The 16,752-nt window shown below is 71.8% G+C and carries 10 protein-coding genes and 1 pseudogene; 7 read left to right on the top strand and 4 right to left on the bottom strand.

From position 1 onward, the window contains the following. Positions 1-39: 39 nt before the first annotated feature. A pseudogene (locus ACFY2Z_RS25765) lies at positions 40-282 on the bottom strand (ricin-type beta-trefoil lectin domain protein); the annotation flags it as partial. Between the two features lie 38 nt (positions 283-320). Next, positions 321-1,817, bottom strand: coding sequence for an MFS transporter (locus tag ACFY2Z_RS25770; RefSeq protein ID WP_390746469.1), 1,497 nt, complete (start codon positions 1,815-1,817; stop codon positions 321-323). A 458-nt stretch (positions 1,818-2,275) separates the two neighbouring features. On the opposite strand from ACFY2Z_RS25770, the gene ACFY2Z_RS25775 reads away from it, so the two are divergent. The 4 genes from ACFY2Z_RS25775 (at position 2,276) to ACFY2Z_RS25790 (ending at position 10,369) form a co-directional block, all read left to right on the top strand. Beyond that, positions 2,276-3,064, top strand: coding sequence for an ABC transporter ATP-binding protein (locus tag ACFY2Z_RS25775; protein WP_390746470.1), 789 nt, complete (start codon positions 2,276-2,278; stop codon positions 3,062-3,064). After that, positions 3,061-5,640 carry an ABC transporter permease gene (locus ACFY2Z_RS25780; protein WP_390746471.1) on the top strand — a complete coding sequence of 860 codons (2,580 nt, stop codon included), beginning with the start codon at positions 3,061-3,063 and terminating at the stop codon, positions 5,638-5,640. Before ACFY2Z_RS25775 ends, ACFY2Z_RS25780 begins: the two co-directional genes overlap by 4 nt. Positions 5,641-5,869: 229 nt before the next feature. Further along, positions 5,870-9,412 carry a transcription-repair coupling factor gene (gene mfd, locus ACFY2Z_RS25785; RefSeq protein WP_390746472.1) on the top strand — a complete coding sequence of 1,181 codons (3,543 nt, stop codon included), beginning with the start codon at positions 5,870-5,872 and terminating at the stop codon, positions 9,410-9,412. A 192-nt stretch (positions 9,413-9,604) separates the two neighbouring features. Beyond that, positions 9,605-10,369, top strand: coding sequence for an HNH endonuclease family protein (locus ACFY2Z_RS25790; protein WP_390746473.1), 765 nt, complete (start codon positions 9,605-9,607; stop codon positions 10,367-10,369). Between the two features lie 72 nt (positions 10,370-10,441). Here ACFY2Z_RS25790 and ACFY2Z_RS25795 read toward each other — a convergent pair whose 3' ends face one another. Continuing rightward, on the bottom strand, positions 10,442-11,191 hold the full coding sequence (locus ACFY2Z_RS25795) for a hypothetical protein (RefSeq protein WP_390746474.1): 750 nt from the start codon (positions 11,189-11,191) through the stop codon (positions 10,442-10,444). Between the two features lie 692 nt (positions 11,192-11,883). Here ACFY2Z_RS25795 and ACFY2Z_RS25800 point away from each other — a divergent pair. The 3 genes from ACFY2Z_RS25800 (at position 11,884) to ACFY2Z_RS25810 (ending at position 16,189) form a co-directional block, all read left to right on the top strand. Then, positions 11,884-13,923: an N-6 DNA methylase gene (locus tag ACFY2Z_RS25800; RefSeq protein WP_390746475.1), complete on the top strand. Its 2,040-nt coding sequence runs from the start codon at positions 11,884-11,886 to the stop codon at positions 13,921-13,923. Between the two features lie 188 nt (positions 13,924-14,111). After that, positions 14,112-14,669 (top strand): hypothetical protein, encoded by a 558-nt coding sequence (locus ACFY2Z_RS25805; RefSeq protein ID WP_390746476.1) that lies wholly within the window; start codon positions 14,112-14,114, stop codon positions 14,667-14,669. A gap of 38 nt (positions 14,670-14,707) precedes the next feature. Next, on the top strand, positions 14,708-16,189 hold the full coding sequence (locus ACFY2Z_RS25810) for a protein kinase (RefSeq protein ID WP_390746549.1): 1,482 nt from the start codon (positions 14,708-14,710) through the stop codon (positions 16,187-16,189). Between the two features lie 45 nt (positions 16,190-16,234). On the opposite strand, the gene ACFY2Z_RS25815 is transcribed toward ACFY2Z_RS25810, so the two are convergent. Beyond that, positions 16,235-16,678: a hypothetical protein gene (locus ACFY2Z_RS25815; RefSeq protein WP_390746477.1), complete on the bottom strand. Its 444-nt coding sequence runs from the start codon at positions 16,676-16,678 to the stop codon at positions 16,235-16,237. Positions 16,679-16,752 lie beyond the last annotated feature (74 nt).

Raw genomic sequence — 16,752 nt, forward strand, 5'->3', positions numbered from 1 at the left:
GAACGGCTCCCGATGCCGGTCGGGTTGTCGGTCGTCGGTCTACGACACCGTCCACTTCTGGTTGTCGCCGCCGTTGCAGGACCACAGGACGAGGTTCGTCCCGTCGGACGTGGCCGCGTTGTAGGCGTCCAGGCACAGGCCCGCATGGACGTTGGTGATCGTGCCGTCGGGGTTGACGGTCCACTTCTGGTTGTCCTGGCCGTTGCAGTCCCAGATGACGACCTTCGTGCCGTTGGCCGTACCGAGGTTGTAGGCGTCCAGGCACTTGGTGCCGTACATGATGCCGTCTACGGCCGGATCGAGACGGTCGCGGGCGTGGCTCAGTCCTGGAGGACCGGGAAGCGGCGCGGGGCCACGAACAGCAGCACCAGGAACGCCAGCGCCGCCGCGCACGCCGCGCCCAGATACACCGCGTGGACCGCGTCCGCGACCGCCCGGCGCGTCGCCTCCGGGACGGTGCCCGAGTCCAGGCCCCGGGTGACCGTGTCCAGATCGCCCGCGCCTCCCAGGCGTGCGGCCAGCACACCGTTGGCGATCGCGCCGAACACCGACGCCCCGACGGTCTGACCGGTCTGGCGGCAGAAGAGGACGGACGCGGTCGTCGTACCGCGCTCCGCCCAGCCCACCGTCGACTGCACGCCGACGATGAGCGGGAGCTGGAACAGGCCCAGCGCGCTGCCCAGCAACAGCATGAGCAGGGTCGGCTGCCACGCCTGGCCGGGGTACGGCAGGAACAGGAACGCCAACAGGATCAGCGCCGCCGTGCCGATGCCGAGCGCGGCCGTGTCGCGGAAGCCGATGCGCCGGTACACATGCTGGCTGAGCGCCGCCGACACCGGCCAGCTCAACGTCCATACGGAGAGCACGAATCCGGCCGCGACGGGGGCCAGTCCGAGGACCGCCTGCGCGTACGTCGGCAGAAAGACCGTGGGTGCCACCATCAGCAGACCCAGCGCGCCGAGGGCGAGATTGACCGCGGCGATCGTGCGGCGGCGCCACACCCATCCCGGGATGATCGGCTCGGCGGCCCGGCGTTCGATCACCACGACGAGCGCGGCGAGCGCGAGGCCCGTACCGAACAGGGCGAGTGAGGGGGCCGACAGCCACGGCCAGGCGACCCCGCCCTGCACCAGCGCGGTGAGCAGGACGCCGCCGCACGCGAACACCGCCAGTGCGCCCGCCCAGTCGACGCGCGGGCGGGCGCCGGTGGTGCGGCGGTCGGGTTCGTGGAGGTGGCGGACGAGCAGCCACAGGGCGACCGAGCCGATGGGCAGGTTGACGAGGAAGATCCACCGCCAGTCGACGTACGCGGCGAGGATCCCGCCGAGCGCCGGGCCCGCGATCGCGGACACCGCCCACACCGTGGACAGCTTGGCCTGGATCTTCGGGCGTTCCTTGAGCGGGTACAGATCGGCGGCGAGGGTCTGGACCGTGCCCTGGAGCGCGCCGCCGCCCAGGCCCTGCACGATACGGAAGGCGATCAGCGACCCCATGTTCCAGGCGAGGGCGCACAGCAGTGAGCCGAGCAGGAAGACGACGGCGCCCGCGACCAGCACCGGCTTGCGGCCGAAGGTGTCGGAGAGCTTGCCGTAGACGGGCAGGGTCACCGTCACGGCCAGCAGATATCCCGAGAACAGCCAGGAGAAGACGGAGAAGCCGCCGAGGTCGCCGACGATCTGCGGGACGGCCGTCGACACGATCGTCGAGTCGAGCGCGGCGAGCGCCATCGCCAGCATCAGGGCCGTGACCACGGCGCCGCGCCGGTCGGCTCCGACGCCGCGTGCGGTGTCGCGTAGCGCGGGCTTCGTGCTGTCCACCGGTTCCCCCCTTGTCCGTTGTCCCCCGCACGCAAGCTTCCCACTTGACCCTGACGCGGCGGGAGGGTGGAAGCTCGGTCCGCCGGAGGGTGGACCCAACCCTGAGAAGGGCTCCACCTGACGGTGGACAGCCCTTAGGGGTACCTCCGTACAAGGGCTCGGGGAGGGTTCGTCCCGGCGGAGGACGAGGAGGCGGGCGGGTCGTCCTTAACCTGGCTTTACGCCGCTGGGGAGCGGCCGGGACGGACGGGGGTCGTGCCGGCCGCAGCGGAGGGGGTGGGGTTTTCCCCAGCGGAAGACGGGGCCGTGCACCAGCGCGGTCCGGGCCCCTCCGCCACCAGACTGATCGACACAGCCGGTCATTCACTCACGAGGCGCGTTTCTCCGCGTCTCGTCCCATGCCACCACCCGACGCGTCACCGCGCGTCTCTTTCGTTGATCGACAGAGGAGATATGTCATGACAACGGCCGTAACCATTCCCAGGCACGGGGGTACTGGAGGGCGTACGGCCGTTGCGGCGCGAGCGCGACAGGTCGTCAAGGCGTACGGCACCGGGGAGACCCGGGTCGTCGCCCTCGACCACGTGGACGTGGACATCGCCCGCGGCCAGTTCACCGCGATCATGGGCCCCTCCGGGTCCGGCAAGTCCACACTGATGCACTGCCTCGCCGGCCTGGACACCGTGACGAGCGGTCAGATCCACCTCGACGAGACCGAGATAACCGGCCTGAAGGACAAGAAGCTCACCCAGCTGCGCCGGGACCGGATCGGCTTCATCTTCCAGGCGTTCAACCTGCTGCCGACGCTGAACGCGCTCGAGAACATCACGCTGCCCATGGACATCGCGGGCCGTAAGCCCGACCGCGCCTGGCTGGACCGGGTCGTGGAGACCGTCGGCCTGGCGGGCCGCCTCAAGCACCGGCCCGCCCAGCTCTCCGGCGGCCAGCAGCAGCGCGTCGCCGTGGCCCGGGCACTGGCCGCCCGCCCCGAGATCATCTTCGGTGACGAGCCCACCGGGAACCTGGACTCGCGGGCCGGCGCGGAGGTGCTGGGCTTCCTGCGCCGCTCGGTCGACGAGCTGGGCCAGACCATCGTGATGGTCACGCACGACCCGGTCGCCGCTTCCTACGCCGACCGGGTGCTGTATCTGGCCGACGGCCGGATCGTCGACGAGATGCACCAGCCCACCGCGGACCAGGTCCTGGACCGCATGAAGGACTTCGACGCCCGGGGGCGTACGTCATGACCGTGCTGAAGACCTCTCTGCGCAACTTCTTCGCGCACAAGGGACGCATGGCCCTGTCGGCCGTCGCTGTCCTGTTGTCGGTGGCGTTCGTCTGCGGCACGCTCGTCTTCACCGACACGATGAACACGACGTTCGACAAACTCTTCCAGGCGACCGCGTCCGACGTCACGGTCACCGCGAAGAGCGCCTCGGACACCGGCGAGACCCGCTCCGGCAACGGCAAGCCGCCCGTCCTGCCCGCCTCCTTGCTCGGTGAGGTGCGCGGCATCACCGGCGTGAAGTCGGCGGAGGGCACGGTCTTCTCGACCTCGGTGACCGTCGTCGACGCGGACAAGCACAGCCTGTCGCCCACGAGCGGCGCGCCCACCATCGTGGGCAGCTGGAACCGCAACGACGCCCGCACCATGAAGATCACCTCCGGTGCGGCGCCGCACGGCTCCGGCCAGGTGATGGTCGACGAGGACACCGCCGACAAGCACCACCTGAGGCTCGGCGACGAGATCGGCGTGATCAGCGCGGTCGGCACCCACACCGCGAAGATCTCGGGCATCGCCGCGTTCACCGTCACCAACCCCGGTGCCGCGATCTTCTACGAGGACACGAGGACCGCCCAGCAGACCCTGGTCGGCAGGACCGGCGTCTACACCAACGTCAATGTCACCGCCGCCTCCGGCGTGAGCGACGCACAGCTGAAGCGGATGGTGGGGAGCCGGCTCGGCGGCGGCTACAAGGTGCAGACCGCCAAGGAGGTCGCCGACGCCAACCAGAAGAGCATCGCGAGCTTCCTGAACGTGATGAAGTACGCGATGCTCGGCTTCGCCGGGATCGCCTTCCTCGTCGGCATCTTCCTGATCATCAACACCTTCTCCATGCTGGTCGCCCAGCGCACCCGCGAGATCGGCCTGATGCGGGCCATCGGCTCCTCGCGCCGGCAGGTCAACCGCTCCGTCCTCGTGGAGGCACTGCTGCTCGGGGTGTTCGGGTCGGTGCTCGGTGTCGGCGCGGGCGTCGGCATCGCGGTCGGCCTGATGAAACTCATGGGGTCGATGGGCATGCATCTGTCCACCGACGATCTGACGATCGCCTGGACGACCCCGGTGGTCGGCCTCGTCCTGGGTGTCCTGGTCACGATCCTGGCCGCGTATGTGCCGGCCCGGCGTGCCGGGAAGGTCTCCCCGATGGCCGCGCTGCGCGACGCGGGCGCCCCCGTGGACGCGAAGGCCGGACGGGTGCGGGCCGTGCTCGGACTGGTCCTCACCGGCGCCGGTGGCGCCGCCCTGTGTCTGGCCGCCGCGGACGACCGGGCCCAGAACGGCTCGCTGTGGCTCGGTCTCGGTGTGGTCCTCTCGCTCATCGGCTTCGTCGTCATCGGCCCGCTGCTCGCGGGCGGAGTGGTCCGGGCGCTCGCCGCGGTCCTTCTGCGGGTCTTCGGACCCGTCGGACGCATGGCCGAGCGCAACGCCCTGCGCAATCCGCGCCGCACCGGCGCCACGGGCGCCGCGCTGATGATCGGTCTCGCACTGGTCGCCTGCCTGTCGGTGGTGGGCTCCTCGATGGTGGCCTCGGCCACGAACCAGCTCGACAAGACGGTCGGCACCGACTTCATCGTGCAGTCCGACAGCGGCCAGCTGATCACCTCGCAGGCGGTGCGGGCGGTGAAGTCGACGCCGGGCCTGAAGCGGGTCACCGAGTACCGGCTGCTGGACGTCTCGCTGACCACGCCCGACGGGCGTACGGCCGCGAAGGGGACGGTCAACGCCGCCGACCCGACGTACGCCCAGGACCTGCGGATCAAGACGGTCGCCGGCAACCTCGCGGACGCCTACCGGCCCGACTCGATGTCCGTCTTCGAGGGCTTCGCCAAGAAGCACCGTGTCCGGCTCGGCTCGAAGATCACGGTCGCCTTCAAGGACGGCAGGACGGCCCGGCTGACCGTCCGCGCGATCACCAGCGACGACGCGCTGATCGACAAGGGCGCGATGTATGTGGCGACCGCGACGGCGGCGACGTACGTGCCGGCCGACAGGATGCCGCTCGACGCGCTGGTCTTCGCCTCGGCCAAGGACGGGCAGCAGGCCGCCGCGTACAAGTCGCTGAAGTCGGCGCTGCACGACTATCCGCAGTACACGGTCCGTGACCAGACCGACTACAAGAAGGCGCTGAAGGACCAGATAGGCCAGCTGCTGAACATGATCTACGGCCTCCTGGCCCTCGCGATCATCGTCGCGGTCCTGGGTGTGGTGAACACGCTGGCACTGTCGGTGGTGGAGCGCACGCGGGAGATCGGCCTGATGCGCGCGATCGGCCTCTCGCGCCGCCAGCTGCGCCGCATGATCCGCCTGGAGTCGGTGGTGATCGCCCTCTTCGGCGCCCTGCTGGGTCTGGGGCTGGGCATGGGCTGGGGCGCGACGGCCCAGAAGCTCCTCGCCCTGCAGGGACTGACCGTCCTGGAGATCCCGTGGTCCACGATCATCACGGTCTTCATCGGCTCGGCGTTCGTGGGCCTGCTCGCGGCCCTGATCCCGGCGTTCCGGGCGGGCCGGATGAACGTCCTGAACGCGATCGCGACGGAGTAGCCGACACCACGGGGGCAGGGGGTGTGCGTCGACGGGCCGAGGTCTTCCTCGGCCCGTTCCGCATGGTGGGGGCGCCACTCGGGTCACTCCCGCCGCTCGTCCTTACGAGCAGACGGTTGTCCACAGCCCCGGCATCGGCGAATCCGGCGTCGTACGCTGGACACCCCCGGCCCCCGAAAACCTCGTGGCCGGGCGTTCGTGTTGCCCACCCGGGACGGGATACCCCCTCATGAGCCTGCACGGTCTGCTCGACGCCGTCGTCAAGGACGCCGCACTCGTGGAAGCGGTCAAGGCCGCGACCGACGGCAACCGGATGCATGTCGACCTGGTCGGCCCCCCGGCCGCGCGCCCCTTCGCCGTGGCCGCGCTGGCCCGGGACGCGGGCAGGCCCGTCCTCGCCGTGACCGCGACGGGACGCGAGGCCGAGGACCTCGCCGCCGCGCTGCGCTCCCTGCTGCCGCCGGACGCCGTCGTGGAGTACCCGTCGTGGGAGACGCTCCCGCACGAGCGGCTCAGCCCGCGCAGCGACACCGTGGGCCGCCGCCTCGCCGTCCTCAGACGCCTCGCTCACCCGAGCCAGGACGACCCGGAGACCGGCCCGGTCTCCGTCGTCGTCGCCCCCATCCGCTCCGTGCTCCAGCCGCAGGTCAAGGGCCTGGGCGACCTGGAGCCGGTCGCCCTGCGCAGCGGACAGCAGGCCGATCTGAACGAGGTGGTGGACGCCCTCGCGGCGGCCGCGTACTCCCGGGTGGAGCTGGTCGAGAAGCGCGGCGAGTTCGCCGTGCGCGGCGGCATCCTGGACGTCTTCCCGCCCACCGAGGAACACCCGCTGCGCATCGAGTTCTGGGGCGACGACGTCGAGGAGATCCGCTACTTCAAGGTCGCCGACCAGCGCTCCCTGGAGGTCGCCGAGCACGGCGTGTGGGCGCCGCCCTGCCGTGAGCTGCTGCTCACCGAAGAGGTGCGGGGGCGGGCCGCCACGCTCGCCGAACAGCACCCCGAGCTGGGCGAGCTGCTCGGCAAGATCGCTGAGGGCATCGCCGTGGAGGGCATGGAGTCCCTCGCCCCCGTGCTCGTCGACGACATGGAGCTGCTGCTCGACGTCATGCCCCGGGGCGCGATGGCCGTCGTGTGCGACCCGGAGCGGGTGCGGACGCGGGCAGCCGACCTGGTGGCGACCAGCCAGGAGTTCCTGCAGGCGTCCTGGGCGGCCACGGCGGGCGGCGGCGACGCCCCGATCGACGTCGGCGCGGCGTCCCTGTGGTCCATCGCGGACGTCCGGGACCGCGCCCGTGAGCTGGGCATGATGTGGTGGTCGGTGTCGCCGTTCGCGGCGGGCGACGACGACCTGGACTCCCTCGACGGGGACACCCTCAAGCTCGGTATGCACGCCCCGGAGACCTACCGCGGTGACACCGCGAAGGCGCTCGCCGACACCAAGGGCTGGCTCGCCGACGCCTGGCGCACGGTGTTCGTGACGGAGGGCCACGGCCCGGCGACCCGCACGGTCGAGGTGCTGGGCAACGAGGGCATCGCGGCCCGTCTGGACGCCGACCTCGGGGTGCCGTCCCCGTCGGTGGTGCACGTGGCGTGCGGCTCGATCGAGTACGGCTTCGTGGACCCGGCCCTCAAGCTCGCCGTCCTCACCGAGACCGACCTCTCCGGCCAGAAGACCGCCGGCCGCGACGGCGCCCGGATGCCGGCCCGCCGCCGTAAGACGATCGACCCGCTGACCCTGGAGTCCGGCGACTACATCGTCCATGAGCAGCACGGCGTGGGCCGCTACATCGAGATGGTGCAGCGCACGGTCCAGGGCGCGACCCGCGAGTACCTGGTGGTGGAGTACGCGCCGGCCAAGCGCGGCCAGCCCGGCGACCGGCTCTACATCCCCACCGACCAGCTGGAGCAGATCACCAAGTACGTCGGCGGCGAGGCCCCGACCCTGCACCGCCTGGGCGGCGCCGACTGGACGAAGACGAAGGCGCGCGCGAAGAAGGCGGTCAAGGAGATCGCCGCGGACCTGATCAAGCTGTACAGCGCGCGGATGGCGGCGCCCGGCCATGCGTTCGGCTCGGACACACCGTGGCAGCGGGAGTTGGAGGACGCGTTCCCGTACGCGGAGACCCCGGACCAGCTGACCACGATCGCCGAGGTCAAGGAGGACATGGAGAAGTCGATCCCGATGGACCGCCTGGTCTGCGGCGACGTGGGCTACGGCAAGACGGAGATCGCGGTCCGGGCCGCCTTCAAGGCGGTGCAGGACGGCAAGCAGGTCGCGGTCCTCGTGCCCACCACGCTGCTGGTGCAGCAGCACTTCGGCACGTTCTCCGAGCGCTACTCCCAGTTCCCGGTGAGCGTGAAGGCGCTCTCCCGCTTCCAGACCGACACGGAGGCGAAGGGGGTCCTGGAGGGCCTGCGCGAGGGCGCGGTGGACATTGTGATCGGTACGCACCGGCTGTTCTCGTCGGAGACGAAGTTCAAGGACCTCGGCCTGGTCATCGTCGACGAGGAGCAGCGCTTCGGTGTCGAGCACAAGGAGCAGCTGAAGAAGCTGCGCGCGAACGTCGACGTGCTGACCATGTCCGCGACCCCGATCCCCCGGACCCTGGAGATGGCGGTGACGGGCATCCGCGAGATGTCCACGATCACGACGCCGCCGGAGGAGCGCCACCCGGTGCTCACCTTCGTCGGGCCGTACGAGGAGAAGCAGATCGGCGCCGCCATCCGCCGTGAACTGCTGCGCGAGGGCCAGGTCTTCTACATCCACAACCGGGTGGAGTCGATCGACCGGGCCGCGGCACGGCTGCGGGAGATCGTCCCGGAGGCCCGTGTCGCCACGGCCCACGGCCAGATGTCGGAACAGACGCTGGAGCAGGTGGTCGTGGACTTCTGGGAGAAGAAGTACGACGTCCTGGTCTCCACCACCATCGTCGAGTCGGGCATCGACATCTCCAACGCCAACACGCTGATCGTGGAGCGCGGCGACAACTTCGGCCTCTCCCAGCTGCACCAGCTCCGCGGCCGGGTCGGCCGGGGCCGCGAGCGCGGCTACGCCTACTTCCTGTACCCGCCGGAGAAGCCGCTGACGGAGACGGCCCACGAGCGCCTGGCGACCATCGCCCAGCACACGGAGATGGGCGCGGGCATGTATGTGGCGATGAAGGACCTGGAGATCCGCGGCGCGGGCAATCTGCTCGGCGGCGAGCAGTCGGGCCATATCGCGGGCGTCGGCTTCGACCTGTACGTACGGATGGTCGGCGAGGCGGTCGCGGACTACCGCGCGTCCCTGGAGGGCGGCGTGGAGGAGGAACCGCCGCTCGAGGTCAAGATCGAGCTGCCGGTCGACGCGCACGTCCCGCACGACTACGCCCCCGGCGAGCGGCTGCGCCTGCAGGCCTACCGCGCGATCGCCTCCGTGAACACGGAGGAGGACATCAAGCACGTACGCGAGGAACTCGTCGACCGCTACGGCAAACTCCCTGAGCCGGTCGAGAACCTGCTGCTGGTGGCGGGTCTGCGCATGCTCGCCCGCGCGTGCGGCGTCGGCGAGATCGTCCTGCAGGGCGCCAACATCCGCTTCGCACCGGTGGAGTTGAGGGAGTCCCAGGAACTGCGGCTCAAGCGCCTGTACCCGGGGACCGTCATCAAGCCGGCACTCCACCAGGTCCTGGTGCCCCGCCCCAAGACCGCGAAGGTGGGTGGAAAGCCGCTGGTCGGCCGGGAACTGCTGGGCTGGGTCGGGGAGTTCCTGACGTCGGTCCTGGGGTCGTAGGCCCGAGCGCCCGTTCGGCCCTGGCCCGGGAAGCGGTGCGGTCGGCTCACCACCGGCCGCACGCCCGGCGTGCTTCCGTCGCCATGGGGCAGTCGTAGGAGCACGACCTGCGGGCGGTTACCGTGAGAGCGGGCACGCCGCGCCCGTGCGGGGCGGTCCGGACAAGCGGTGTGGGCAAGGGGAGGGCTTCGCGTGCTGCAGTTGAGGGGTGGGGTCGCGGTCGCCGCCCTGGTCGTGGTCACGGTGACCGGCTGCCAGGGGATGGATGTGCCCAAGGCCGGTTCGGCCTCCGGGTCCTCGGCGGCGGGGGCCGGCGACGGTCATGCCGTCAGCCCGCTGGACAACCCGGACGGGACCAGGCCCGGACTGGCACCCATCACCTCGGATGCCGACCGGGCGAAGGCGCGGACGCTGATCGGGAAGGTGGCGACCAAGGGACGCGGCCCCAAGACGGGCTACGCCCGGGACAAGTTCGGGTACGCGTGGATGGACTCGGCCCCCGGTGGCATCCCGTACGCCCACAACGGGTGCGACACCCGGAACGACCTTCTCAAGCGCGATGGTCAGAGCGTCCGGTTCCGGTCCGGTTCGAACTGCGTCGTGGTCTCCATGACGCTGCACGATCCGTACACCACGAAGACGATCGAGTGGACCAAGTCCCGTGCCACCACGGTCCAGATCGACCATGTCATGCCGCTGTCCTACGACTGGCAGATGGGCGCTTCCCGCTGGACGAAGGACAAGCGGGAGGACATCGCCAACGACCCGCTCAATCTGATCCCGGTGGACGGACCGGCCAACGGCGCCAAGAGCGACTCCGGTCCGGCGACCTGGCTGCCCCCGAACAAGCAGATCCGCTGCTCCTACTCGGTGCGCGTCGCCCAGGTGTCACTGAAGTACGAGCTTCCCGTGACGGCGGCCGACAAGCGGATGATGCTGGAGCAGTGCGGCGGTTGACCCGCAGGGCCGACGGCCACCCGTGCGCCACCGCACGGGCGGCGCACGGGGAGAGGGGCTGCCTCCTGCCGGTCAGCCGCCCAGCTTGTCCAGGTCGAGGACCTTGCCCTTGGGCGCGTCGGCCGGCACCCGCTTCTCGAAGTCGGTGAAGGTGATGGTGCCCGGGTCCTTCTTGGAGGTGCTCGTGACCTTCAGGAGGTACGGCTTGCCCTGGGTGGCGACGTAGAGCGTGTAGCGGTCCTTGCCGTCCTTCTCGTGCAGAACGATCGCCGGGGTGCCGTCGACCGTGGTCGTCGCGCCCCGCGTCGCGTCGGAGTTCACGTTCTTGGCGTCGGCCAGTACCGAGTCCAGGTCGCAGAAGCCCGCGATGTCCTTGGCGTCCTTGCCCTTCGCCGCCATCTTGGTCCACTTGCCGGCCATCATGGCCACGACCGCGTCGGTGTCCGACTTGGAGTCGCCCTTGCCCTGCGCACGCAGGAAGGCCTCGTCGTACTTCATGTAGACGCTGTCGCCGGTCTTGATCAGGTCGGCCTTGCCCTGCCCGCCCATGGCCATCGTGCCGGCGCACTCGCCCTTCTTGTTCAGGGCCATGTCGATCCGGATGGTGCCGCTGCTCTCGTCGTCGCGGACATCGCCCGTCATCCGCAGCGACGTGGCGTCGGTGGTGGCCTTCATGGCCCGGTCGGCGATGTCGCCGCCGGTGAGCCCGGCGAACGGGCCCTTGGGCTTGTCGTCCGCAGAGTTCTGGCCGGGCAGGCAGCCGGTCAGGCCCGCGGTGGCCGCGGCGGCCAGGCAGAGAGCGGCAAGTGCGGTGCGACGCATGAGAGTTCCTTGAGGTGAAGTGGCGTGCGTGCGGCGTGCGTGGTGACTGCACGCGTGGAGACGGCGTGCGGTGAGTGGTGCGCGCGGAGACGGCGCGCGGGAGCTGAGCGGAGGAGCCGGGCGGGGCGGGCGCGGTGCGACGGGCCGGCCCGGTCAGCGGGCCGTTGTCGCGCGGGGCGTCCCCGTCGCGCCGCGGTCCCCTCCCGCGCGGCCCGGCGCACCCCCACCCACGCGGCCGGGCGTACCCCCGTCCGCCGCCCGGCCTGACGTGGGTTCGGGGTGCTGACCGGCGGACGTGGACGGGGGCGCGTCCTTGTCGCTCCGGGGCGCCCCTGTTCCGGCCACCCTGTCCGCGTGGGCCGAGACCGTGCCGATGACGACGAGGCCGACGACGGCCCCGAAGGTGATCCTTCCCCTCATGGACACGGCTGTTTCCCTCCCCTGTTCGGGGCGTTCGCCGCTGTGGCGAGTCGCCCGTTCACGAGGGCAATAAGACCAGAGCCTGTGAACCGAGTCAACATGAATCCATGAATGGGTCTTGTACACGCACGTGAAGCGGTGGATCTTGCACATCTCGGTATGCTCGGCGCCACAGGGACGTAGTGCCGAGGCCGAGAGCCGCGGGCCGAGGGCGCCGAGACCGGAGCGCCGGACGGCGAGGGTGCCGCACAGGGCAGAGGGGAGCCGGGCGGGTGCAGGACAACGGGACAGAGGTGACCGCCGCCGGAATCGCCCGGCTCGCGGGGGTCGGCCGTGCCGCCGTCAGCAACTGGCGCCGACGCCACACCGACTTCCCCAAGCCGGTGGGGGGCACCGAGACCAGCCCCTCCTTCGCGCTCACCGAGGTCGAGAACTGGCTGCGCCGGCAGGGCAAGCTCGCCGAGGTGCCCCTGCGGGAGCGGGTCTGGCAGCAGGTCGCCGGCCATCCGGAGGGACCCGTCACGGCACTCGTCCACGCGGGCTGTGTCCTCGTGCTCGTCCACGACCGGCCGACGGTCTGGCAGGAGGCGAGCGAAGGCTCCGACGCCCGCCTGGCCGAACTGCTGCCCACCGCCCTCGAACAGGTGCTGACCCCTCGCTTCGGCAGCCCGCGGGGCCCCGCCACGCCCTTCCCCACCCCCGCGGAACTCCTCCCGTCGGCCCCGCTGCTGCGCGGCGCCGCGGACCTCGCGGCGGAACTGGGCCCCCAGCAGGCGTACGAGTTCCTGCTCGGCCGGCACCTCGACGCCAACCCCCGCCAGTACACGCTCACCCCGGCCGACCTGGCCGCACTGATGGCCGAGCTCGCCGGGCCCGCCCGCAGCGTCCTCGACCCGGCCTGCGGCACCGGCGCCCTGCTGCGGGCCGTCGCCGCCGTGTCCGGCCGGGAGCCCGAAGGACAGGAACTGCACGGCCAGGACAGCGATCCCGGACTGGCCGCGCTCACCGGTCTGCGCCTCACGCTGCAGACCAGGGCCGTCGTGCGCACGAGCGCGGGTGACAGCCTCAGGGCCGACGCGTTCGACACCCTCAGGGCGGACGCCGTGCTGTGCCATCCCCCGTTCAACGAGCGCAACTGGGGCCACGACGAACTCGCCTACGACCCCCGCTGGGAGTACGGCTTCCCGGCGCGCACGGAGTCCGAACTCGCCTGGGTGCAGCATGCGCTGGCCCGGCTGCGGGAGGGCGGCACCGCCGTGCTGCTGATGCCGCCCGCCGCCGCCTCCCGGCGCTCGGGCCGCCGTATCCGCGCCGACCTGCTGCGCCGCGGCGCCCTGCGCGCCGTGATCGCCCTGCCGGTGGGCGTGGCGCCCCCGTACAACATCCCGCTGCACCTGTGGGTGCTGCGCCGGCCCGAGAAGGCGCCCGCGCAGCCGGAGTTGCTGCTCACGGACGTCGGCGCGCTCGACCCCGAGGGGCGCGGTGGCCCGGACTGGCCGACCGTGCGGGACGCCGTCCTCGGCGCCTGGCGGCCGTTCGCCCGGACCGGAACCGCGCCCGAGGTGCCGGGGGTGAGCCGGTCCGTGCCGGTCATCGAACTCCTCGACGACGACGTGGACCTGGCCCCCGCCCGCCATCTCCCGCCGCCCTCGGCCGGCGGCGGGGCCCAGGAGCTCACGGCCCTGCGCGCCCGTCTCGACGAGACCCTCCGGCTCACCGTCGACCTCAACCCGCCCGCGCACGACACCACGGACCAGACCCGCTGGCCGCTCACGACCGTCGGCGAACTCGCCCGGGGTGGCGCCCTGGTGATGCGCACCGGTGGCCACGGCCCCCACACGCGCGTGCTCACCGACCACGACGTGCTCGCCGGCACCGCACCCTCCGGGACCCTGCCCGGGACGGGGGAGGAGCCGGTCCTCGTCGCGGAGGGCGACGTCGTCGTGCCCGTGCTCGGCGGCGGCGCCGTCGCGCGCGTGATCGACGCGGCGGCCGCGGGAGCCGCGCTCGGGCGCAATCTGACGCTGCTGCGCCCGGACCCGGCGGCGCTCGACCCCTGGTTCCTCGCCGGCTTTCTGCGCGGCACCGCCAACACCCGCCAGGCCAGCAGCTACGCCTCCACCGCGACCCGGCTCGACGTGCGCCGGCTCCAACTGCCCCGGCTGCCGCTGGACCAGCAGCGCCGCTACGGCGAGCGGTTCCGTGCACTCGCCGGGTTCGAGGACGCCCTGCGCCTGGCCGGCCGGCTCGGCGAGCAGCTCGTCCGCGGCCTGTACGACGGACTGACGGACGGCACGGTCGCGCCGGACTGACGAGCACCGGACACCGGACCGACGCCATCGGACGGGCCTGCGCGCCCGTGCCGTCGTGCGGCCCCCGCCCGCACCTCGGACGCGGTACGACTACGGTTCCGTACAACCCGGACCGTCTGTCGCAGTCGGGCTATACGCTCGGACGTCGACACTCGTACGTCCGTCCTCATCCGGTCCCAGGAGCAGTCATGCACGGCCACGGCGCGCCGCCGCCCACCCGCACTTCGGGCACGGTCATCACCCTGCGGGTGCTGCTCGCCATCGCCGGCTTCCTCAGCTGCGGACTGCTCGCGTGCATCCCGCTGTTCCGGGTCGCCATGCTGCGCGGCAGAGGGGCGGACTGGCTCCTGGCCTGGATCAGCCTGCCCGTGTCCATCGGCTGCCTCGCGGTCGTCGGCTCGGTCCCGGAGAGCGACCACCGGGGGGACCTGGCGCTCGCGGTCGTGCTCATCCTCGGCGCCTTCAGCGGGGCGTACTTCCTGGTGTTCGACATACGCCACCACCGCGCTCTGCCGCCCACCGGGACGGCGCCCCCGCAGGCCGCCCCCTACGCACCGCCCCGGACGGGCTACGGCTATCCCGCCCCGGCGCCCTACCCCGCCGCCCCGCCGGCCCGGACCCCGCCGCCCCCGTACCCGCCGACGCCCCCGCAGCCGCAGCGGCCCGCGCCCGCCCGTATCGACCAGGTCCGGGCCGAACTCGACGAACTGAGCGACTATCTGCGCAGGCACGAGGACGGCAGGTGAGCGCGACGGCCGGACGCATCGTCGCGCAGCGCTACGAGCTGTCCACACTCATCGGCCAGGGCGGCATGGGACAGGTCTGGACGGCGTACGACCAGCGCCTGGACCGGCGTGTGGCCGTCAAGCTGCTGCGGCCGGACAAGGTCGCGGGCCAGGAGGCGGACGAGCTGCGCCGCCGGTTCATGCGGGAGTGCCGGGTCACGGCGCAGGTCGACCACCCCGGTCTGGTCACCGTCCATGACGCGGGCAGCGAGGGCGAGGAGCTGTACCTCGTGATGCAGTACGTCGACGGGGCCGACCTCGCCGACCACCTCGCCGAGCACGACCCGTACCCCTGGCCGTGGGTGGTGGCCGTCGCGGCGCAGCTGTGCGCCGTGCTGTCCGCCGTGCACGCGGTGCCGATCGTCCACCGCGATCTGAAGCCCCGCAACGTCATGGTCAAGCAGGACGGCACGGTCACCGTGCTCGACCTCGGCGTGGCGTCGGTGATGGACACGGACACGACCCGTCTCACCCACACCGGCTCCCCGATCGGCTCGCCCGCCTATATGGCGCCCGAGCAGGCGATGGGCGGCGCGGTCGGCCCGTACACCGATCTCTACGCGCTCGGCGTGCTCATGCACGAACTGCTCAGCGGCGATGTGCCGTTCGCGGGCTCGACCGCGCTCGGTGTGCTGCACCGCCATCTGTACGAGCCCCCGCTGCCGGTTCGCCGGCTGCGCCCCGAAGTGCCCGAGGCGCTGGAGTCGCTCGTGCTGCGGCTGCTCGCCAAGGATCCCCAGCACCGCCCGGCCTCGGCGCAGGAGACGTACGAGCAGTTGCTCCCGCTGCTGCCCGCCCGCGGTATGCCCTCCGGAGCCCCCCTCGACCCCACGCGCCCCTTCCTGCGCCCGCACGCCCCCTGGCCGGACCGGGCACGCACTCCGGCGTCCCAGCCGCAGGCCGCGCCGGCGGTCGCGAAACCGGATGTCGTGGGCGCCGTCGACGAGGTCAAGCGCCTCCTCGGGGAGGGCCGTATCACCCAGGCCGTGGACATCCTCGGCGCGATCCTCCCGGCGGCGGCCGCCCAGCACGGGGAGCACTCACCGGTCGTCCGCAGCCTGCGCAAGCAGTACGCGGCCACCCTCATGGACGACGGCCAGTACCGGCGCGCACTGCCCGAACTGCGCCGCCTCGCCGACGAGCGCGCGACCGAGTCCGGCCAGGCCGACCCCCAGTCCCTGCGCTTCCGCTACGAGATCGCGCAGTGCCTGGAGCAACTGGGCGAACCGGCGTCGGCGCTCGCCGAGTACCGGGCGCTGCTGCCGTACTACGAGAACCAGTACGTCGCGGGGGACCCGGAACTGGCCCATGACGTCCGCCGTCGTATCGGCCATCTGCTGCTCGCCCTCGGCGACCGCGCCGCCGCCCACGACACCCTCGTACGACTGCTGCACGACGTCGAGCGCCTGCGCGGACCGGGGCATCCGCTGGCCGGGGACATCCGGCGGACCCTGCAGTGGCTGGGACAGGTCCGCGGCTGAGAGCCGTTCGGAGCTCTCAGGCGCTCTGCGTCCCTCCGGCGTCGCTCAGCGCGTGACGGGCAGCGCCGACGCGAACCGCGGTCCGTCGCCGCGGTGCTGGACCGGGAACGTGACCTTGAGGCCCTTCTCCTGGCCGGCCAGCGTCAGGCGGGTCACGTACTGCAGGCCCAGGAACGCCTTCTTCGAGCCGCCCGCGGAGACGTACGGGCGCGGCAGGTTGAGCACGAGCTTGCCGGGCTTGCCGCCGCGGTTGCCGTCGAAGAAGAGCACGCGCTGGTCGGTCAGGGCTATGTACATCGGGCGGGGCGTGACCGTGGCCATCACGGTGCCCGCGCTGAGCACGCCGACGACGGCCGCGGTGAGCGCCTGCTTGCGCACGGAGACCGACCCGACGCCCGCGAGGGTCGTCATCTGCACCTGCTCGCCCTGCAGCAGCAAGGGGGCGACGGCTTCCTGCAGTTGCCTGGCGCGGCGGGCGTTGAGGGCCATGGGGACTCCTGGTGCGAAAAAGGACGTGGGGCCGCGCGGGCTGTTCGTACGCACACAGGGGCGTTCGGCAAGGC

The organism is Streptomyces sp. NPDC001222 (assembly GCF_042896945.1).
Taxonomy (GTDB): Bacteria; Actinomycetota; Actinomycetes; order Streptomycetales; family Streptomycetaceae; genus Streptomyces; species Streptomyces gibsoniae.